The following is a 20346-nucleotide window of genomic DNA, read 5'->3' as shown; positions in this document are numbered from 1 at the left end:
CGCATGGGACGACGAGTGGCGTTGGCCGTGCACCCCGGTTCCGGGCAGGGGGCGGCTGCACGCATAGCCGGCACGGTCGCCGAGCGCCTGCGCGCGGAGGTCGACGACCTGGTGCTGATCACCGCGGACACGCCGCAGCGATTCCGTGAGCAGGTGGCGGAGTGCCGCGCTTTGGGTTTGGACGCACTCGTCGTACTCGGCGGGGACGGTGCCATGCACCAGGCCGTGCAGTGCTGTGTCGACACCGAGGTGGCGTTGGGGCTGGTGCCGTTGGGGACCGGGAACGACTTCGCCCGGGCCCTGGGACTGCCCACCCACCCCGCGAAGGCCGTGGAGGACTTGCTGGCAGCGTTACGAAGTGGACGGCGCCGGCTGGTCGATGTGGGCCGGGCGGAGGGTGTCGGCTCGGGGACGGCACGTCGGTTCGGCACGGTGCTGTGCACGGGTTTCGACGCGGCCGTCAACGCGCGCGCCAATCGTCTGCCCTGGCCGTCCGGAGCACGGCGCTACGACGTTGCCCTGATACGGGAGCTGATGTCGCTGCGTGCGCAGCCGATCGTGGTGGACACCGACGCGGGCCGGGTGACCACCGAGGCCACTCTGGTGGCGGTGGGCAACACGGCGTTCTACGGCGGTGGTGTGCCGATCTGTCCGGGCGCGCGGCCCGACGACGGACTGTTCGACGTCACGGTGGTGGGGCGGGTGAGCAGGCTGCAGTTGGCGCGGATACTGCCCCGTCTACGCACCGGAGCCCACGTGCGGCATCCCGCCGTGCATACCTTGCGTGCCTCGCGGGTGCGGATCGAAGTCCACGGTGGAGACACCGAAGGTGGGACGCGATGGCCGGTGTTCGCCGACGGTGACGAATTGGGCACTCTTCCGGTGGCGGTGACGTGTACGCCGGAAGCCTTACACGTCCTGGCCTGATTCCGAGCCACGGATACGACGTCGATGACGCGTGGCAGCCGAACGAGGCAGTGGCCGAAACCGCGCAGAGTGGGACGCCGTGCGCACGGTGCGGCGTGACTCGCCTACGTTCGGGACCCATGGTCGGAAAGGCCCAAGAACCTGCTCGGAGGTCGTTTTCCGGGGCCCGACCTCGGTGTGGTCGTTCACTACGACACCACCCCGTGCATGTGTTCAGCGGGATGTGAAACCCTGGCGTTCGTGGACTCCTCCACTACATCCCCGAGCCCGGCCGAGGCCTACGCAGCGGCGCGGCGGCGCGGCCGTTACCCGCAACTCGCTCGGTTTGCAGCCGACGTGGCGTTCGAGTTCGACGATTTCCAGCTGCAGGGCTGTGAGGCACTCGAGGACGGGCACGGTGTGCTCGTGTGCGCTCCGACCGGTGCGGGCAAGACGGTCGTCGGCGAGTTCGCCGTCCACCTGGCGTTGGCCGAGGGACGCAAGTGCTTCTACACCACCCCGATCAAGGCGCTGTCCAACCAGAAGTACGGCGACCTGGTGGAGCGCTACGGCTCCGATGTCGTCGGCCTACTCACCGGTGACACCTCCATCAACGGCGGCGCGCAGATCGTGGTGATGACCACCGAGGTCTTGCGCAACATGCTGTACGCCGAGTCCACCACGCTCGACGACCTCGGCTACGTCGTGTTGGACGAAGTGCACTACCTCGCGGACCGCTTCCGCGGTGCGGTGTGGGAGGAAGTGATCCTGCACCTGCCCGACTACGTGCGGGTGGTCGGGTTGTCGGCGACCGTCAGCAATGCCGAGGAATTCGGGGAATGGCTGGTCGAGGTGCGCGGCGACACCGCCGTCGTGGTCGACGAGCATCGACCTGTGCCGCTGTGGCAGCACATGCTGGTCGGTGGGCGCCTGTTGGATTTGTTCGTCGGGGAGAACACCGAGACCGGCGAGGCCAAGCTCAACCCCCGGTTGCTCCGCGCTGTCGAGGAGACCGCGCGTATGCACGCCCCCGCCGGGTTGCGAGGACGCGGCAAGCGCGGCGGCGCCCCCTACCGCGGACCGCGATACCGACCTCCGTCCCGCACCGAGATCGTCGACCGGCTCGATCGGGCCGGGCTGTTGCCCGCGATCGTGTTCATCTTCTCCCGCGCGGGCTGCGACGCTGCCGTGACCCAATGCCTGCGGTCCGGGTTGCGTCTCAACACTCCCGACGAGGTCCAGCAGGTGCGGCGCATCGTCGACGAACGCACCGCGGACCTGCCGCACAGCGACCTGGAGGTGTTGGGCTACTGGGAATGGCGGGAAGGCCTGGAACAGGGCATCGCTGCCCACCACGCCGGAATGCTGCCGGCCTTCAAGGAGACGGTCGAGGAGCTGTTCGTTCGCGGGTTGGTCAAGGTCGTGTTCGCGACCGAGACCCTTGCCCTGGGCATCAACATGCCCGCCCGCACCGTCGTACTCGAACGGCTCGTCAAGTACAACGGTGAGGCGCACGTCGACCTCACTCCCGGCGAGTACACCCAGCTCACCGGTCGCGCGGGACGGCGCGGCATCGATGTCGAGGGGCACGCGGTCGTCGTGTGGCAACCGGGGGTGGACCCGAGACAGGTTGCCGGCCTGGCCTCCACGCGTACGTATCCGCTGCGCTCGTCGTTCCGTCCCGGCTACAACATGGCCGTCAACCTCGTCGGCCGATTCGGCGCGGCGAAGGCTCGGGAGCTGCTCGAACAGTCGTTCGCGCAGTTCCAGGCCGACCGTTCGGTGGTGGGGTTGTCGCGGCGCATCGAGCGCAACACCGAGGCGTTGCGCGGCTACGCCGACGCTGTCACCGGCGACTTCGACGAGCTGCTGTCCTACCTGGACCTGCGTAAGCAGATCTCGGACCGGGAGAAGGCACTCGCGAAGCAGAACACGGCCGCGCGACGAGCTCAGACCGCGAAGTCCTTGGAGAAACTCCGCAAGGGCGATGTCATCGCCGTGCCGTCGGGTCGGCGCGCGGGTCTGGCCGTGGTCGTCGACCCGGGAGTGGATCAGTTCGACGAACCGAGGCCCGTCGTGGTCACCGAGGACCGGTGGTCGGGTGCCCTGTCGCTGTCCGACTTCCCGACTCCAGTGGAACCGTTGGGACGGATGCGGCTGCCCAAGCACGTCGAGCTGCGTTCGCCGAAGACGCGTCGGGACATCGCCTCCTCGCTGCGTAACACCGGCATCCGTCCCCCGAAGCGGCAACGGTGGCGTTCCGACGCTCACTCCGATCCCGAGCTGGCGGAGCTGCGGCGGCAGTTGCGCGCCCATCCCGTCCACGGCATGGCGGACCGGGAGGCCAATCTGCGCTGGGTCGAGCGCTACCAGCGATTGAAGGCGGACAACGAGAAACTCGAGCGCAAGGTTGCGGCCACGACCCACTCCCTGGCGCGGGCCTTCGACCGCATCCGCCGATTGTTGGTCGAACGCGGTTATCTCGGCGAGAGCGGTGACGACGTCACCGAACACGGGCAGCTGCTCTCCCGCCTGTACAGCGAGTCGGACCTGTTGGCTGCCGAGTGTATCCGGCAGCGTGTCTGGCACGGTCTCGCGCCCGCCGAACTCGCCGCTGTCGTCTCCACCCTGGTGTACGAGGCGCGTCGGGACTCGACCGCCGAGGCCAAGGTGCCGTCGGGCCCGGTCAGCGCGGCGTGGCAGGAGACGGTGCGGCTGTGGAGCGACCTGGTGGAGGACGAGCGGCGACACCGCCTGGACCGCACCCGCGAACCGGACGCCGGGTTCGCCTGGCCGGTGTACCGGTGGGCACGTGGCGAGTCGTTGGAGAAGGTCCTCACCTCCGCTGAGATAAACGGCCAGGAACTGTCCGCGGGGGACTTCGTACGATGGTCTCGGCAGGTGGTGGACCTACTGGAGCAGATCAGGGACGTGCTCGGTAAGGAACACCCAGTCGGCGGTGCGGCCGGGAAGGCGTCCCGCTTACTTCGACGCGGTGTGGTCGCGGCAGGGGAGCTGTAAGCCGCGCGGCGAGTGTGATTGTATTTCGGGGCGGCAGCCCGCAGGCGGACCTGCCGTGACAGCGTGACCTGACATGGCTGTGGCAGTCGGATAGGCGAAAGCAGGCGAAAGGCAACACGATGAGCACGCCGTACGGAGGCAACAACCCCGGGCAATGGGGTCAGCAACCGCCCGCGAATCCCGGATCCGGTGGCTTCGCCCAGCCTGGTGGGTATGGCCAGCAACCCGCCTTCGGTCAGCAGCCCGGGTACGGTCAGCCCTACGGTGACCCCCAGTACGGCCAACAGCCCGCTGCGAACCCGTACGACCAGTCCGCTCCTTACGGTCAGCAGAACTTGTACGGCCAGCAGCCCCCGTACGGTCAGCAACCCGGGTACGGGCAGCCCTACGGCGCACCTCAGCCCGGGGGGGAGCAGCCGGGTAAGAAGTCGGGCGGCAAGGGACTGTGGATCGGTGTCGCCGTGGCCGTGGTGGTGCTCGCAGCCGCCGGTGTGGTGCTGTTCTGGAAACCGGGTCTGCTGAACTCGACGGTGTTCGACCGGGCACAGATGGAAAGCGACATCCAACGGGTGTTGCAGGAAAGCTACGGACTGCAGGTCGACGGCGTCAGCTGCCCCGGTGACCAGAAGGTCGAGGAAGGGCACACGTTCTCCTGCGACGCCACCGTGGGTGGCCAGCAGCAGAGCGTGAAGATCACGGTTGTCAACGACGAGGGTCGTTACACCGTGGACAAGCCGACGTCTGAAGGCTGAGGAACTCGGAACCGGAACTCGGAACCCGAGATCTGAGGCACCGCGTTTCCTCGACTTATCCCGGCACGACAGGGAGCGATGCATGAACGATGTTGTGGTCCGCCCTCTGCGCGACGATGAGTTCCGTGCGGCATACACGCTGTTCCGCGGTGCTTTGCACCACGGCCCCGCCACCGACGAACAGTGGGAGCGTCTCCGTCCCACGCACCAGCCGGGGCGGGTGTTCGGGGCCTTCGACGAGCAGCTGATCGGCACGACTCGCTCGACGGATGCCGAACTGGTCGTGCCCGGTGGGGCGCGGGTCCCGTTGGCGGCTGTCACGGGTGTTGGGGTTCGGGTCGACCACACCCGGCGCGGAGTGCTGACGGCGTTGATGCACCGCCAGCTCACCGATCTCGCCGAACGGGAGGTCACCGCCGCTCTCCTGTACGCCACCGAGGGTGAGATCTACGGGCGATTCGGCTACGGCGTCGCCACCCGTTCACGCTCCTGCACCGTGCACCGGCGGCAGGCACGGCTGCGGCCCGAGGTCCCCGCAGGGGGTCGGATCGAGCTGCTCAACCTCGATGAAGCCGAGCGCCGCCTGCCCGACGTGTACGCGCGGATTCCGCTACGGCCCGGGATGATGACTCGGCCCGAGCGGTGGTGGGCGCGCCTGTTCGCGCGATTGTGGCAGAGCGACGAACCCGTGGCGACGCTCGTGCATCACGGCACGGACGGGCCGGACGGATTCGCGGTCTACCGGGTGACTCGGCAGTCCGGTCAGCTCGGCGCCATGCAGGTCATGGACTTGCATGCCGCGGACGCGTCCGCGTTCGCGGGGCTGTGGCGCTTCCTGCTCGGCGTGGACCTCGTCGACACCATCGTGGTACGCCAACGCTCCCTTGAGGAGCCGCTGGAATTGCTGTTCACCGATCCCCGCGTATGCGAGACCACCGAGGTGGGGGACGAGTCGTGGCTACGGCTGGTGGACGTCGAGGCCGCACTACGGGCGCGGGTCTGGCACGGTGAGCCGCTCGTGCTGGAGATCACCGATCCGATACTGGAACACAACACCGGCCGATACCGGGTGGGACCGACCGGTGTGACGCGAACAGACCAGCCTGCCGATGCCCGCCTCGGTGTGGACACGTTGGCGATGATGTTCGTCGGCGGGTGGCGTCCCTCGGCTTTGGTCGACGCCGGGAGGATCACCGTGCGTGCTGCCGAAGTCGCACCGCTCATGGACGACCTGGCCCGCACGCGGTCGGCTCCGTGGTGCGGTACGTTTTTCTGACCGGGAGGTTTCTCGGTAACGAGCATTGACGAGCACTGACGAGCATTAACGAGCGTTGTGGAGTGTCCGGCCGTGCGGGTACGCGGTGTGTGGAGAGGATTCATATCCATCTGTGCGGTCCTGGCTCTCGGCGCCTGCGCCGGGGGAGACGGAGACACCGAGCCCGCCGAGCAGGGCACCATCCCGGTCAACCCCACCAGCATCAGGACGACCTCCACGGAGCTGTCCGAGTCTCCGACTCCCGTGACGAAGGCACTCAACGGTGCGTCGGTGGAGAAGTCGGTGCGGGTGGTGCTCACGGGCAGCTACGGCATCAGTGATGTCGACAAAGTGAGCTGCCCGCTGCGGCCGACCGTGCGGAAGGGCGCCACCTTCGACTGCACCGCCGTCATCGAGGGCGAGAACAAACGTGTGCCCATCGAAATCGTGGACGACGACGGCCTCTACGAGGTCGGTCTGCCGGTCTGACCAGGGAGAGCGGCCAGCAGACGCGTCACCGATCCGCCGAGGTTGTAGCGCTCGGCCAACTCGGCCACGCGTTCCGGGGCCGCGGGTTCGGCGGGCACGTGGTCGTCGACCGGGCCGGTCACGGGCGCGTCGGTGGCCACCCGCACCACCAGTGGCGCGGCCGCCAGGTAGTCGGCGGACTCCAGCAGCTTGGTCCGTGCCCTGGGCGGCACATCGGGATGAGCTTCTCGTGCCGCCTCCAGCAACGCCTCCAGCGACCCGAACCGGGTCACCAGTTTCGCGGCCGTCTTCTCCCCGATTCCGGGAACCCCGGGCAACCCGTCGGACGGATCGCCCCGCAACATCGACATGTCGGCGTAGGCGCTGCCGGCGTGTTCGACGGGAAGCGCATAGCGGTCGGCGACCTCCGCCGGGCCCAACACCTCGGCCTTGGCCCAACCTTTACCCACGTAGATCACCGACACCGGACTCGGTTCGAAACGCACCAGCTGGAACAGGTCGCGGTCACCGGTCACGACCTCCACCGGCCGCTGTGACTCCCCGGCGACCAGCGTGCCGATGACGTCGTCGGCCTCGAATCCCTCGGCTTCCGCAGTGGCGATCCCCACCGCTTCCAGCAGTTCCAGGATGATCGGCACCTGCGGGGCGAGCGTGTCGGGCACCTCCTCGGCGTCCGAGCCGTCTTCGGAGCTCTCGGCGACACGGTGCGCCTTGTAACTGGGCAGCGCCCGCACCCGGAACTCGGGACGCCAATCGGCGTCTAGACACGCCACGAGCCGTGCCGGACGTCGATCGGTGAGCACCCGCGCCACGGTGTCGGCGAACCCGCGCACGGCGTTCACCGGAGTGCCGTCGGGAGCGGTCAGTGACTCGGGCAGCGCGAAGAACGAACGGAAATACAGGCTCGCGGCATCGAGTAGCACCAGCGGGGCGGTCACGCGTCCAAGCGTGCCACACCGCCGTACGCGTGGTGGGTGTGCGGGCACTTGTCGTGCAGGAAGGTTAGGCTTTCGGCCATGTCGCGTCGTTCGCTGCACACACCCGCACCCGATGCCTCCACCCTGCGTGCCCGACTCGACCGCGCCCGGGCAGCCGCGGCCGACGCCGCCACGGACGCGCTACTGGTCGCGCCCGGCTCCGACCTGCGGTATCTGATCGGGCAGGCGGGCGGCTCCTTCGAGCGGCTCACCACACTGGTCGTGCCCGCGTCCGACGAGGCCGTACCGACTCTGGTGTTGCCGAAGCTGGAAGCTCCCGGCTACGCCGACATCCCCCTCGACGAGATAGGCGTGGAGCTGGTCACCTGGGTCGACGGTGACGACCCGTACCGGATGGTCGCCGACCGGCTGGGTCGACCCGGCCGTGTGGCCGTGAGCGACACCATGGCCGCCCTGCACGTCCTCGGGCTGCGAGACGCGGTATCCGGCGCCGAACAGACCCTCGCCGGGCCCGTACTGCGGGAACTGCGGATGTGCAAGGACGCCGCCGAGCTCACCGCGTTGCGCAAAGCGGGTGAGGCGATCGACCGGGTTCACGCACGCATGGGCGAATGGTTGCGCTCGGGCCGTACCGAAGCCGAGGTGGGAGCGGACATCACCGAGGCGATCGTCGCCGAGGGCCACACGCACGCCGACTTCGTCATCGTCGGTTCCGGACCCAACGGCGCCAGCCCCCACCACGACGTGTCCGACCGGGTGATCCAGCCCGGTGACGTGGTGGTGGTCGACATCGGAGGTCCGATCGCCGAGGGCTACAACTCCGACTGCACACGCACCTACGCGGTGGGGGAACCCCGGGACGCCGATGTGGCCGACACCTACGCCGTGTTGCAGCGTGCGCAGGACGCCGCCGTGCGCGCCGTACGGCCCGGTGTGACGGCACAGGAGATCGACGCGGTTGCCCGCGACCTCATCACCGAGGCGGGATTCGGCGCCAACTTCATCCACCGCACCGGTCACGGCATCGGCCTCGACGTGCACGAGGAGCCCTACATCGTGGCGGGTAACGACCTGCCGTTGGAGCCCGGCATGGTGTTCAGCATCGAGCCGGGTATCTACCACGCCGGGCGTTGGGGCGCTCGCATCGAGGACATCGTTGTCGTCACCGCCGACGGGGTCGAGCCGTTGAACACGCGGCCGCACGAACTGGTCGTTCTTCCGGCATGACGGGTGGAGGACTGGAGCCGCTGGACCGAGCCATCGTGCGGGAGCTGGCCGCCGACGGCCGCCGCAGTTTCACTGACCTGGCCGAGCGGGTCGGGTTGTCGGTGTCGGCCGTGCACCAGCGGGTGCGGCGGCTGGAGCAGCGTGGAGTGATCCGCGGATACACCGCCCGGCTCGACGGGGAACAGATCGGACTTCCCCTGACGGCGTTGATCTCACTGACACCGAACGACCCGGCCGCCCCCGACGACTATCCGCAGCGGCTCGAACACATCCCCGAGATCGAGTCGTGCTACTCGGTGGCTGGCGACGAGTCGTACGTGTTGCTGGTGAGAGTGGCGTCCCCACTGGCTTTGGAGGACTTGTTGCGCCGCATCCGGGAGGCGGCCAAGGTCTCCACCCGCACCACGGTGGTGCTGTCCACCCCGTTCGAGGGCCGTTCGCCGAACCTGTGAGCGTCGTCGCCGCGCACCGGCCTTTGCGACCCGATGTGCGCGTGACGGCCGGACCACACGGGCCGTCAGGCTTGAAGGGCTGGGTGTTCCTGAGAGGTCGGCTACTCAGCTGTCGGTGAGTGAGGGCGCGGCGGGGGCGGCGTGGAGATTGCCATCCTCGCCTTTCAGACAGGCGGCCTCGCGGTCGCTGGTGGCGAGGAATTCGCTCATGCAACGAGCGAACTGCTCGTGTCCGGCGGCGTTGGGGTGGAACGACTCCTGCACCGCATGGGACGCGCGCTCCACATCCTTGAGGTCGTCCCACCGCACTGTGAAGCGGGTGAACCATTCGTCCTCGGCGTCGTCGCCGCCACTGCACGCCTCATGACCGACGCCCGCGCGGGACAGGTCCAGGAATCGCACGTTGGCCTGCTGCGCCGCGCCGCGCAGGGCGTCCGACAGCGACACCGCACCGGTTTCGGCGACCCATTGCAGGTCCTCGGTGCGGAACGGACAGCCGTTGAGGTTGCGCCACTTCTCCGGAATGCCGGGGCCGATGGGGGAGGCATACGACTGCAGGACGAGCTCGTAGTCCGAGCGTTCGTAACCGGCTTCCTTCAGCACCTGCTTGATGTCTTCGAGCGCGGCGACGACCTTGGGCACCATGGCGTCGAGTCGCCTCTGCCAGTCCTGCTTGATCTTGTCGCTACAGGGGGCCTCCTGGTCGAGGAACCACGAGGTGAAGCACTCGGAGATCAGCCGGGAGAAACGCGGGTCGTCGTTGGCGCCGAGCGCGACGACCACGGCGGCGACCCGGTGGTCGTCGACCAGCTCACGCAACTGCCCCGCCTGGGACGGCTCGGTGTACTGCGTGACGTCGCCGAGACCCACGTGCGGGGACGGGGCGCCGGAACAGGCCAGGTTCACCGACTCGGTCACACCGGTGAGTTCGATCTGGTGCACCATCGCGTGCGGTGAACGGTGACACCAGTTGCCGTCCTTACCGTCGGTGTCCGCCGTGTAGTCGCCCGCCCCTTCCCCGGACAGGGTGCTGTCACCCAAGGACACCACGGTGAGTGGTCCCGTGCCGGGCGGCCCGGGTGGATCGACGGGTGAGTCGGAATCGGGGCCGGTGAACACGAACACGGCGACCAGGACGGTGACCGCCACGAGCGCGATCGCGCCGAGTACCCAGCCAGTTCTCCGCACGGTCGATCATTCTACCGGGGGTATGGCTGATCTCGAGGCGCGCGTGGAAGGATGCGCAGGCCGGTCGACTGTCATGAGCCGGAGGAATCGCGTGTTCGGCACTGGCTGTTTCCTCTTGTTCGACGGTGGTCGACACGCTCACCGCGCTACAGCAGCGCTATCCGCTGGTGTTGGTGACTAAGGGCGATGTGGTGGAACAGTGGCGCAAGCTGGATCGCTCCGGTCTGAAAAGCCACTTCCTCGGAGTGCACGTGGTGCGGGAGAAGACGACCGCCAACTACACGTGGCTGGCCGAGCGATATGAACTGTCGCCGGAGTCGACGTGGATGGTGGGTAACTCCCCGGCTTCCGACATCCTGCCGGCTCTGGCCGCAGGCATGGGGGCCGTTCTCATCCCCAACGACAACACGTGGGTGTTGGAGCACGCCGAACTGGACACGACGGCGGAACGGCTGGTGACGGTGGAGCGGTTCGGGCAGCTGCTCGACCATTTCTGATGTGATCTCAAGTAGGGATGAGCACGCCATCGGCGAGCTGTAGCCGTCGGTCGGCCACGTCCTGGACCACCGGGTCGTGGGTGACGGCCACGACGGCGGCGCCCTCGTCGGCGATACGACGTAGCAGTGTCAGCACCACGCGTGTCGACTCGGGGTCGAGGTGAGCGGTGGGTTCGTCCACCAGCAGCACCGAAGGTCGGACACTCACAGCGCGTGCCAACGCTACCCGTTGTTGCTGTCCGAACGACAGTTCGGCGGGGTAGCGGTCGGCTAGCTCGACCAGGCCCAGCTCCTCCAGCAGTGCCGTGACGACGGCCTCGACCTCGCGATGTGGGGCGCGGCGCAGTCGTAGCGGCAGTGCGACGTTCTCGGCGCAGGTCAGCTCGGCCGCCAACCCGAGGGCCTGGGGCAGTACGGCGCACACCGACCACGGCACGTCGACGGCGGATTCGCCGGAGCCGCCGCCGAAGGTGACCGTGCCCTCGTCGGGGGTGTCGAACCCGGACAACAGTGTGAGCAGGGTCGTCTTGCCGGACCCGGACCGACCCGTGATCGTGACGATCTCCCCGGAGTCGGCGTGCAGCTCGGCGCCCCGGAGCACGTCCACCTCGCCGTGCTCGAAGCGACGTCGCAGCCCCACCGCGCGTAGGGCGGGCATCCGGCCCGTCCGAGGCCCCTGGGTGGCGGAGTGGGAGGGGGAGGCGGAGTGTTCGAGTGTCACGGTTCGTTCTCCTCTTCGATCACTCGGCCGGCCCGGAGCCGGAACACGCGGGAACCCTGCTCGAGCACCCGCTCGTCGTGGGAGGAGGCCACCACGGCCACGCCCTCGGCCTGGAGCAGGGCGATCGCGTCCAGGACGTGCGACGCGGAGGAGTCGTCGAGTTGGGAGGTGGGTTCGTCGGCGAGCACGACCGGGCAGCCGCGAGCGAGTACACACGCGAAGGCCAGCCGTTGTTGTTGCCCGCCGGACAATGCGCCGATCCGCCACTGTTCGGTGCCGCCGAGGCCCAGTCGGTCGAGTAGGGCCGCGGGGTCGCAACGGCGGCGTGCCGACTGTGCGGCGGCGTGCAGGTTGTCGGCCACCGACAGGTGCGGCAGAAGGTTCTCGGTCGGTGTCTGGAACACCAGTCCGATCGAGTCGCGGCGCAGGGCACGCCGACGGCGAGGTGAGGAACTCACCGGGGTGCCCTCGAACACGACTCGCCCGCGCGTGGGCGTCTGGAACAGCGACAGCACCCTCAGCAACGTTGACTTCCCGGAGCCGGACGGTCCGGCCAACACGGTCAGCCCCGACCTGGGGATCGTGAGATCGACACCGTCGAGCCCGACGACCCCGGCGACGTCCCCCTTGCGGGCGCTGGGCAGCGGGTAGTCCACGCCCACGTTCTCGAGCTGGAAGATCGGGGTGTCAGTCACGCAGCAGCTCCGCTACTCGGGCGGTGCGTGCCGAGCGCACCGCGATCCAGCAGGCCAGCGTCACCACCGCCGCACCACAGGCGACCACGGTCAGGACGAAGGAAAGCAGATCGGGTAGCTCCGACACCGGAGGCAGCCAGCGAGCCGGGTCGAATCGGGCCACCGACACCGCCGCCACGGTGATTCCGCACGTGAGGCCGGCGGCCAGCGCGAGCAGCGCCACAGCTCCGAGCTCGGTGAGGTGACCCGACCACAACGAGCGTTGGCGCAGTCCCATGCGTAGTGCCAACGCGCCCGTGAGCGCGTTCTGTCGACGCCGCACCTCCACCGCGATCAGCATCGCCAGGGCCGCGGCCACGCCGAGCACCACACCGAGTAACGCCACGAACGAGAACGTCCACTCGACCACGTAGAACGGCAGGGCATTGAAGGCGGTGTCCCGGTCGACCGAATTCATGTGCACGATCGCAGCCTGCCTCAGCGCGGCACCGACCTGTTCGGCGGACTTCGTGGATAGTAGCGTCCACCGGGGGATCCGATCGAGTTGCTCGGCGTCCAACGCGGTGCGGGACACGATGTGGCCCGGCTGTCCACCCAGCATCGGGGCGGTGTCCACTGTGCCCACCGTGTGGACCTCGCCGAGCACGGTGTCCCTGGTGGACAGTGCATCGCCCACCCGGATCGCGGGTAGTGACCCGGACTCGGGAGTGGCCGATTCCTCGAGCATCCGGTCGAGTTCGTTCTGCGGCAGGTGATCGGTGTAGGCGGCGTGGCCGAACGTGCCCGGGTCGACCACGAGGACCTTCCCGGTGCCGTCGTCACTCACGACGCCGACGATCGTGCTGTTCGACCGCAGCGACGCGGGCAAGGGGACTTCGCCCCGGCCGACCGGGTTCTCGACGTCGACTCGGGAATGGGCGCCGACGAACACACCCGATTTCACCGCGAGGGCCTGTTGTTGGGCTGCGGCGATGGAGAACCCGGCGGCCAGTGTGCCCACCGCGAGCACGGCGATCACCAACACGCCCGTGACGGGAGCGCGGGCGTGCGCCAAACGCCGCACGGCCCACTGCACGGTCGGGCGGGACCACCAACGCAGTCGATGCGAGGCACGTAACGTCCACCAGGCCAGCCGTGCGACCACCAAGCCGACGGTCAGGACCACAGCCACGGGATAGAGCAACGCCAACGGGTCGGTCTCAGGCACCGGGTCCGTGGCGGCGCTGTCGCCGTAACGAGGGAGGCGGAGCCAGCCCAGCAGCGCCACCCCGGCCGTGCCGAGTTCCCACGGCAGGAACAGCCACAGTCGGCGTGGGCGGCGAGGGGCGGTGAGACCGAGCGCGAACTCCCGGTGGGTGCGCACGGCCACCACCGCCACCAGCAACGCCAGGGTCGCCAGGAGTACGCCCGCGGCCACCGCCGTCCCGATGAGCTCCGCGTCGACGCCGAACCGCCCCGGTGGCGCGTAGAGGGGAAGGGCCGCGCGGGCGAGTACGGCTCCGGCCACACCACCGAGCACGATGGGAAGGCCGAGTTCGGCCACGGCCACCATCCCGATGGCCAAGGGCCCGTGTCCCCGAGCGGAGTACAGCCGCACCTGCGCGTGGCGGCGGTGGTACCACTGGAGGCCGACGGTGGCCGTGCCCAGCAAGCCGACGCCGACACTCAGGGCGGCCAACGGCAGGATCGACCACGTCACCGTCGCCTGAGCCTGCTGCGCCAGCTCCACCGACCGCGCGAACGGGGTGGACATCAGCGCGTCTCCGACACCTCGGGCACGCAGTTCCTCACGCACATCGGCGATCAGAGCCTCGGCACGGTGTTGGTTGTCCTCCGCCTCGGCCAACGTGCGGGGTGCGGGAGTGGGGAAGGTGATGGTCAACCGTTCCAGCCGCGATTGGTGACGGGTGACTTCGTCGAAGGTGGCGCGGTCGGTGGCGAACAACACCGCTCCGGTGGCGATGTGGTCGACCAGGCGGTTCTGTACCGCGAGATCCTGCACGGAACACCACCAGCGGGGAGCCGGGTTGTACAGATCGGCGTAGACCCCCGTGATCGCCGGCCACGAGGGATCGACGGCGCGGTCACCCGGCCCGAGACCGCCGGCGTTCGCCAGGTCACGGCCCATCCACAGTCCCGGGGCGTCGGTACCGCGCACCGACTCCAGGTGGTCCGTGCCGCCGTCTTTGTAGGCGACTCGCACCGTGTAGGTCTTTCCGGTGCCGAAGTCGACGTCGTGGACCAGGTGACTGAACAGGCTCACGCTCGGCCGGCCGAAACCGTGGGCGGGAGCATGCCGCGTCACGGCCTCGGCCAGGGCCTCGACCTGCTCTGGTTCGGCGCTGGATTTGATGAACACCGGTCCGTAGTGGTCGGGACACGCCGTATCGGCTTGGTAGTCCAGCGTCGCGCCACCCGCGGCCGAGGTGTGCAGCACCGCGCCCATGCCGAGGAAGCACGACAGCAACGCGGTGACCGCGGCGGCTATCAGGGTGAGCGGGCTCGACAACGCCGCACGTGGGGCCGACAGCCACGGCAACAGCGGCAGGGGCCGCGATGATCGACGCCGGATGGGCATGCCGCATAGTAACCGCGCTGTCAATCACCGAAAGGTGGGACAGTTCAGTGCTGCTCGCGCCACCATTGCCGACCCGATTCCGGCAGAGTCGACACCGGGTCGTAGTACGGGTAGCGGCGGCGCAGCGCCTCGGGATCGTCGTGCTCGATGCCGGTGCGGTAGTTCTTCGTCCAGTACGAGATGCCGCGCTCGCGGTCGTACTCGGCGACCTGATGTACCCACCGCTTGCCGACGTACGGCACGTCGCACACGATGCGCGGAGTGGCGTAGCCGGGCAGGTACCCCATGATGGCGTGCTGGAGATCCTGCGCCTCCCACACGGCCAGCCGCCAGTGCTCGGCGTTGGGAATCATGTCGCACATGTAGAAGTAGTAGGGCAGGATGTTCGCCTCGCCCTGCAGGGCGAAACACAGGTCGAGCAGGTCGGCGGGGGTGGCGTTGACGCCCCGCATCAGCACTCCTTGGTTGCGCACGTCCCGTACCCCGACCTCCAGCGCGGCGCGGGTGGCCTCGGCGACCAGCGGGGTCACCGACTGGGCGTGGTTGACATGGGTGTGGATCGCGAGGTTCACCCCGCGACGGCGAGCGGTGCCCGCGACCCGGGCGAGGCCCTCAACGACCTTGGGCTGCAGCCAGTGTTGCGGCAGGCCCGCCAACGCCTTACTGGCCAGGCGGATGTCGCGCACGGTCTCGATGTCGAGCAGTCGCATGAGGAACGACTCCAGTTGGTGCCACGGCACATTGGCCACGTCACCGCCGGACACCACCACATCGCGCACTCCCGGGCTGCGCTTCAGGTAGTCGATCATGGCGTCTTGCCTGTCGACCGGTTTCAGCGTGAGCTTGTGCTTGTCGATCTGGGGGGTGGAGTTGCCCACCAGGTCCATCCGCGTGCAGTGCCCGCAGTACTGCGGGCAGGTGGACAGCAGCTCGGCCAGCACCTTGGTGGGATAGCGGTGGGTCAGGCCCTCCACGACCCACATCTCCGCCTCGTGCAGCGAGTCGCGCTGTGAGTGCGGGTGGCTCGGCCAGTCCGGGTGACGGTCGCTGCGTACGGGCAGCATGTAACGACGGATCGGATCGGCGTAGAACGCTTCGGTGAACTCCGTCGGGTCGGTGCCGGCGTGCGGTGCCATCGTGTTGAGCATCTGCGGCGGCAACAGCATCGACATCGTCGCCATCTGCTGTTGGTCGGCCACGAGGTCCTCGTAGAACCGTTCTTCCAACAGATCGCCCATGACGGCGCGAAGCTGCTTGATGTTGCGTACGCAGCGGACCCGTTGCCACTGCGCGTCCCGCCACTCGGCTTCCGTCACGTCGCGCCAGCCCGGGAAGCGTCGCCAGTCGGGTTCGACCAGCTCGGCCCGCCGGTAGGTGTAGGGCTGTTCCGCGAGCTCGGTAGCAGGTTCCTGGATGACAGTCACTTCTGCTCCTCAGTTTCGACTGCTCGTGAAAATTATCCTGTCATATTGCCCCGCTGACGCAAAACTTCTCGTGATGATGGAGGTGGCAGACTCGGGGGCGTGAGTAGCAGCAACACGACCCTTCTCGTGGGCGGCCGCATCCACACGCCCAGCTCGCCCGACGCCACCGCCATGGCCGTCACCGACGGCGTCGTCGTCTGGGTCGGCCAGGACGGCCCCGGCCGCGCGCTGCACCCGGACGCCGAGGTCGTCGACCTCGACGGAGCGTTCGTCGCGCCGGCGTTCGTCGACGCCCATGTCCACGCCACCAACACCGGCCTGCACCTGACCGGACTCGACCTCACCGAAGCCCGCGACGCCGCCGATCTGCTCGCCGCCGTCCGCGCCGCCGCCGATTCCGCCGCCCCCGAAGAGGTGCTGATCGCCCACGGCTGGGACGAGACCACCTGGACCGACCCCCGTCTGCCCAGCCGCGCCGAACTCGACGACGCCGCGGGTGCCGTGCCCGTCTACCTCAGTCGGGTCGACGTCCACTCCGCACTCGTCACCAGCGCCCTGCTCGACCTCGCCCCGGACGCCGCTCACGCCGAGGGCTACTCGCCCGACGGGCCGCTCACCCGCGATGCCCACCACCTCGTCCGCGTCGCCGCGCACGCCGCGATCACCGTTGAGCAACGCGAGCGTGCACAACGAGCCTTCCTGCGCGCCGCCGCGGCTGCCGGCATCGTCAGCGTCCACGAGTGCGCGGGTCCGACCATCTCCGGAGAGGACGACCTGCGTGCCCTGCTCGAAGTCGCCGCCGAACCCGGGTATCCCGAGGTCGTGCCCTATTGGGGAGCGCTCGCCGACGCCGCCGCTGTCGACCTCGCCCGTGAACTCGGCCTCCGCGGACTGGGCGGGGACCTCTTCGTCGACGGCGCCCTCGGCTCCCACACCGCCGCGCTCCACGAGCCCTACACTGACCGGCCCCACACCAGCGGCACCCGTTACCTCTCCGGACAGGCCATAGCCGACCACATCGTGGCCTGCACCGAAGCCGGAATCCAGGCCGGTTTCCACGTCATCGGCGACGCCGCCGTCACCGAGGTCGTCGAGGCGTTCGCCGTGGCGGAAAAGACGACCGGACAGCGTGCCCTCGCCCGAGTGGGGCACCGGCTCGAACACGTCGAGATGATCACCGCCGAGCAGGCCACGGCCCTGGTGCGCTGGAACGTCACCGCCTCCATGCAGCCCGCCTTCGACGCGGCCTGGGGCGGCGCGCACGGCATGTACGCGACCCGGCTCGGTCCTGACCGAGCCGGGTCGCTCAATCCCTTCGCCGCGCTCGCCGCCGAGGGGGTGCCGCTCGCGTTCGGCTCCGACGCCCCCGTCACGCCGCTGGACCCGTGGGGCAGTGTGCGCGCCGCCGTGTACCACCACACGCCCGGCTCCGGCATCTCGGCGCGCGCCGCCTTCAACGCTCACACCCGCGGTGGTCACCGCGCCGCCGGCGTGGCCGACGGGATCACGGGCAGCCTCGTGCCCGGAGCGCCCGCCCACTACGCCGTGTGGGAAGCCGACGAACTCGTCGTCGCCACCCCGGACGCCCGAGTGCAGCGCTGGTCCACCGACCCCCGCTCCCGCGTCCCCGGCCTCCCACCGCTGGACCCCGACGCCACCCTGCCTCGTTGCCTGCGCACCGTCCGTGCCGGACAGGTGATCTACGACCATGCCGACGACACCGCTCACGCGGACACCGGCGGCCAGGCCCGCGCATAGGCTGGCGGCGTGACCACCACGGCCTCAGCGTCGGACACCACCGTGCCATCCGCCGACACCCGACCAACACGACGTCGCCGACTCGGGCGTGTCACCGTCCGTGTCGCGCTCGCCGCGGCCTCCGGGCTCCTGCTGCACGCGGGGTTCTCCCCACGGCCACTGTGGTGGGTGGTGCCGCTGGCGTTCGCCGGGCTCGGACTTGCGCTGCACGGCCGTCGTTGGTGGGGCAGCGCCGGCTATGGCTTCGTGTTCGGCCTCGCCTTCAACCTCGCCCATCTCGTGTGGATCCAGGACTTCCTGGGCGCGGAATTCGGTCCCGCACCGTGGTTGGCGTTGTCCGGCGCGCTCGCCGTCTACATCGCCCTGGCGTGCGCGTTGATGCCGATCGTGGCGCGGTTGCCCGGCGCGCCCGTGTGGATGGCCCTGGTGTTCCTGCTTCAGGAGTCCGCGCGGATGCGTTGGCCGTTCAACGGCTTTCCCTGGGGCAGGGTCGGCTTCAGCCAGCCCGAGGGCGCCTACCTGTCTCTGGCCTCGCTCGGCGGTGCACCACTCGTGGGTTTCGCCGTGCTCGTCACCGGATTCGGCCTCGCACAACTGTTGGTGCGTATCCGTGCCACGGGACTCCGCCCCGGCCGCGCCTGGGTCACTCCCGTCGCGGCCGTGCTGGTCCCACCACTCGCCGGCCTCGCCGTCTGGCCGACGATCGACACGGACCCCGAGAACGGCACCCGCACCGTCGCCGTTGTCCAGGGCAACGCCCCCGACGTGGGTATCGGCCTCCTCGGCCAACGTGACACCATCCGCGCGAACCACTTCGCCGAGAGCGCCGAACTCCTCGACCGCATCCACTCGGGTGAACTACCACGCCCCGATTTCGTCGTGTGGCCCGAGACCGCGACCGACGTGCGCGGCACCGACCCACAACTCGACGCGCTCGTCGACGAATTCGGTGTCCCCGCCCTCATCGGCGCGCTGTACCAGCCACCCGGCAGCGACCTCACCGAGAACGCCACTCTCGTCTGGCAACCCGGCGACAGCCCCACCGGCATCACCGACCACTACGTCAAACGGGAACTCGTGCCCTTCGCCGAGTACGTGCCGGTGCGGGACATCGCGAGCTGGTTCACCCCGTTCGTCGACAACACCCGAGACATGCGTTGGGGGGACGAGGCCACCACGCTCGACGTCGCGGGCACCCCTGTCGGCTCGGTCATCTGCTACGAGGTCGCCTACGACTACGTCGCGCGCGACACCGTCGACGTCGGAGCGCAATTGCTCGTCACCTCGACCAACAACGCCTGGTACGGACCCGGCGAGATGAGCCACCAGCAACTCGCCATGTCCCGGGTCAGAGCCGTCGAACACGGCCGCGCCGTCGTGGTCGCCGCCACCAGCGGCATCAGCGCGATCATCGCGCCCGATGGCACCGTCACCCGTTCCACCAGCCTTTACACCGACACCTCCCTGGTCGCCGACGTTCCCTTGAGGGGGGAGACTACGCTGTCGGATCGACTCGGTGCGTGGACCGAGTACGCGCTGGTCGGGGCCGCGCTCGCCGCCATGGTCGCCGGGTTCGTGCTCCGGTCGCACACGAAGAAGGCCGCAACGCGAGCAGACGCGACAGAAGGGGAGCAGCATGGCCGAGGGGACACAGCACACGGATGACGTCGACCCGGTGCTGGTGATCATCCCGACCTACAACGAGCGGGACAATCTCCCACCACTCGTGCGTAGGTTGCACACGGTGCTGCCGCAGGTCCACGTGCTCGTGGTCGACGATGGCAGCCCCGACGGTACCGGCGAGGTCGCCGACAAGCTCGCCGCCGACGACGACCGTATCCACGTACTCCACCGCACGGAGAAAGCCGGACTCGGTGCCGCTTACATCGCTGGGTTCCGCTGGGCCCTCGACCGCGATTACGCCACCGTGGTCGAGATGGACGCCGACGGCTCCCACGCGCCGGAGGACCTGCCACGCCTGCTCGAGGCGCTACGTGACGCCGACCTCGTCATCGGTTCCCGCTATGTGCCCGGCGGCGCGCTCGTCAACTGGCCTCCGCACCGGCAGCTGCTGTCCCGCATGGCGAATCTGTACTCCAGGGTCGCGCTCGGCGTGCCCGTCTCCGATATCACCGCCGGGTTCCGGGCGTACCGCCGTGCCGTGCTGAAGACCCTGCCACTGGATGAGATCGCCTCGCAGGGCTACTGTTTCCAGATCGACCTGACCTGGCGCACCGATCGGGAGCGCTTTCGCATCCTGGAGGTGCCCATCACCTTCACCGAGCGCGAGCTCGGCCAGTCCAAGATGAGCGGCGCCATCATCGGTGAGGCCGTCGTCAAGGTCGCCCAGTGGGGACTGCGCCGCCGTGCCGAACAGGCGCGTTCCCTGCTCCAGCGAGTGCGGCGCTGACCCGACCCGGCCCCGTCCGATGCAGTAAGGGCCGC

General features: G+C 68.9%; 17 protein-coding genes. 11 read left to right on the top strand and 6 right to left on the bottom strand.

Translation table 11 applies throughout. The annotated features are described in order from the left end of the window. Positions 1-3: 3 nt before the first annotated feature. The 5 genes from M7H19_RS05005 (at position 4) to M7H19_RS04985 (ending at position 6423) form a co-directional block, all read left to right on the top strand. Positions 4-927 (top strand): diacylglycerol kinase family protein, encoded by a 924-nt coding sequence (locus M7H19_RS05005; protein ID WP_298177608.1) that lies wholly within the window; start codon positions 4-6, stop codon positions 925-927. Positions 928-1167: 240 nt separating this feature from the next. After that, entirely contained in the window at positions 1168-3927 is a 2760-nt protein-coding gene (locus tag M7H19_RS05000; protein ID WP_298177606.1) for a DEAD/DEAH box helicase, read from the top strand. A 119-nt stretch (positions 3928-4046) separates the two neighbouring features. After that, positions 4047-4679 carry a DUF4333 domain-containing protein gene (locus M7H19_RS04995; RefSeq protein WP_298177604.1) on the top strand — a complete coding sequence of 211 codons (633 nt, stop codon included), beginning with the start codon at positions 4047-4049 and terminating at the stop codon, positions 4677-4679. An 82-nt stretch (positions 4680-4761) separates the two neighbouring features. Further along, positions 4762-5955 carry a GNAT family N-acetyltransferase gene (locus M7H19_RS04990; RefSeq protein WP_298177602.1) on the top strand — a complete coding sequence of 398 codons (1194 nt, stop codon included), beginning with the start codon at positions 4762-4764 and terminating at the stop codon, positions 5953-5955. A gap of 72 nt (positions 5956-6027) precedes the next feature. After that, positions 6028-6423, top strand: coding sequence for a DUF4333 domain-containing protein (locus M7H19_RS04985; protein ID WP_298177600.1), 396 nt, complete (start codon positions 6028-6030; stop codon positions 6421-6423). Here M7H19_RS04985 and M7H19_RS04980 read toward each other — a convergent pair. Continuing rightward, entirely contained in the window at positions 6399-7361 is a 963-nt protein-coding gene (locus tag M7H19_RS04980) for a 5'-3' exonuclease (protein ID WP_298177598.1), read from the bottom strand. The two genes, M7H19_RS04985 and M7H19_RS04980, sit on opposite strands and share 25 nt — an antisense overlap. 78 nt (positions 7362-7439) lie before the next feature. On the opposite strand from M7H19_RS04980, the gene M7H19_RS04975 reads away from it, so the two are divergent. Further along, positions 7440-8588 (top strand): Xaa-Pro peptidase family protein, encoded by a 1149-nt coding sequence (locus tag M7H19_RS04975; protein WP_298177596.1) that lies wholly within the window; start codon positions 7440-7442, stop codon positions 8586-8588. Then, positions 8585-9040, top strand: a complete 456-nt coding sequence (locus M7H19_RS04970) for an Lrp/AsnC family transcriptional regulator (RefSeq protein WP_298177595.1) — start codon at positions 8585-8587, stop codon at positions 9038-9040. Before M7H19_RS04975 ends, M7H19_RS04970 begins: the two co-directional genes overlap by 4 nt. A 105-nt stretch (positions 9041-9145) precedes the next feature. Here the strand turns inward: M7H19_RS04970 and M7H19_RS04965 are convergent, their stop codons facing one another. After that, positions 9146-10228 (bottom strand): GDSL-type esterase/lipase family protein, encoded by a 1083-nt coding sequence (locus tag M7H19_RS04965; RefSeq protein WP_298177594.1) that lies wholly within the window; start codon positions 10226-10228, stop codon positions 9146-9148. Positions 10229-10314: 86 nt separating this feature from the next. Here M7H19_RS04965 and M7H19_RS04960 point away from each other — a divergent pair, with 86 nt between their 5' ends. Beyond that, positions 10315-10725, top strand: a complete 411-nt coding sequence (locus tag M7H19_RS04960; RefSeq protein WP_363321335.1) for an HAD hydrolase-like protein — start codon at positions 10315-10317, stop codon at positions 10723-10725. A gap of 7 nt (positions 10726-10732) precedes the next feature. On the opposite strand, the gene M7H19_RS04955 is transcribed toward M7H19_RS04960, so the two are convergent. Genes M7H19_RS04955 through M7H19_RS04940 form a run of 4 tightly spaced genes read right to left on the bottom strand, consistent with a single transcriptional unit; the run spans position 10733 to position 16143 of the window. Continuing rightward, positions 10733-11383, bottom strand: coding sequence for an ATP-binding cassette domain-containing protein (locus M7H19_RS04955; RefSeq protein WP_298177723.1), 651 nt, complete (start codon positions 11381-11383; stop codon positions 10733-10735). Between the two features lie 59 nt (positions 11384-11442). After that, positions 11443-12141, bottom strand: coding sequence for an ATP-binding cassette domain-containing protein (locus M7H19_RS04950; protein ID WP_298177592.1), 699 nt, complete (start codon positions 12139-12141; stop codon positions 11443-11445). Further along, positions 12134-14719 (bottom strand): ABC transporter permease, encoded by a 2586-nt coding sequence (locus M7H19_RS04945; protein ID WP_298177590.1) that lies wholly within the window; start codon positions 14717-14719, stop codon positions 12134-12136. The genes M7H19_RS04950 and M7H19_RS04945 overlap by 8 nt, the downstream gene beginning before the upstream one ends. Positions 14720-14763: 44 nt before the next feature. After that, positions 14764-16143 (bottom strand): lysine 2,3-aminomutase, encoded by a 1380-nt coding sequence (locus M7H19_RS04940; RefSeq protein WP_298177588.1) that lies wholly within the window; start codon positions 16141-16143, stop codon positions 14764-14766. Between the two features lie 99 nt (positions 16144-16242). Here M7H19_RS04940 and M7H19_RS04935 point away from each other — a divergent pair, with 99 nt between their 5' ends. From M7H19_RS04935 to M7H19_RS04925, 3 genes are read left to right on the top strand one after another with little or no spacing between them, the layout of a single operon-like run. Beyond that, entirely contained in the window at positions 16243-17901 is a 1659-nt protein-coding gene (locus M7H19_RS04935; protein WP_298177586.1) for an amidohydrolase, read from the top strand. A 9-nt stretch (positions 17902-17910) separates the two neighbouring features. After that, positions 17911-19566, top strand: coding sequence for an apolipoprotein N-acyltransferase (gene lnt / locus M7H19_RS04930; protein WP_298177585.1), 1656 nt, complete (start codon positions 17911-17913; stop codon positions 19564-19566). Next, complete coding sequence (locus M7H19_RS04925; protein ID WP_298177583.1) at positions 19538-20311, top strand: polyprenol monophosphomannose synthase; 774 nt, start codon at positions 19538-19540, stop codon at positions 20309-20311. Before lnt ends, M7H19_RS04925 begins: the two co-directional genes overlap by 29 nt. Positions 20312-20346 lie beyond the last annotated feature (35 nt).

This window comes from Saccharomonospora sp., assembly GCF_027317685.1.
In the GTDB taxonomy this organism is placed as follows: domain Bacteria; phylum Actinomycetota; class Actinomycetes; order Mycobacteriales; family Pseudonocardiaceae; genus Saccharomonospora.
The sequence above is the reverse complement of the archived record's forward strand: the minus strand, read 5'-3'. Positions and strand labels throughout refer to the sequence as shown.

What these genes read in the sequence shown, in the direction of transcription:
- M7H19_RS04995 (WP_298177604.1), top strand. Translation starts at nt 4,047, where the DNA reads ATGAGCACGCCGTACGGAGGCAACAACCCCGGGCAATGGGGTCAGCAA.
- M7H19_RS04970 (WP_298177595.1), top strand. Translation starts at nt 8,585, where the DNA reads ATGACGGGTGGAGGACTGGAGCCGCTGGACCGAGCCATCGTGCGGGAG.
- M7H19_RS04975 (WP_298177596.1), top strand. Translation starts at nt 7,440, where the DNA reads ATGTCGCGTCGTTCGCTGCACACACCCGCACCCGATGCCTCCACCCTG.
- M7H19_RS04955 (WP_298177723.1), bottom strand. Translation starts at nt 11,383, where the DNA reads ATGCCCGCCCTACGCGCGGTGGGGCTGCGACGTCGCTTCGAGCACGGC.
- M7H19_RS05005 (WP_298177608.1), top strand. Translation starts at nt 4, where the DNA reads ATGGGACGACGAGTGGCGTTGGCCGTGCACCCCGGTTCCGGGCAGGGG.
- M7H19_RS04945 (WP_298177590.1), bottom strand. Translation starts at nt 14,719, where the DNA reads ATGCCCATCCGGCGTCGATCATCGCGGCCCCTGCCGCTGTTGCCGTGG.
- M7H19_RS04990 (WP_298177602.1), top strand. Translation starts at nt 4,762, where the DNA reads ATGAACGATGTTGTGGTCCGCCCTCTGCGCGACGATGAGTTCCGTGCG.
- M7H19_RS04925 (WP_298177583.1), top strand. Translation starts at nt 19,538, where the DNA reads ATGGCCGAGGGGACACAGCACACGGATGACGTCGACCCGGTGCTGGTG.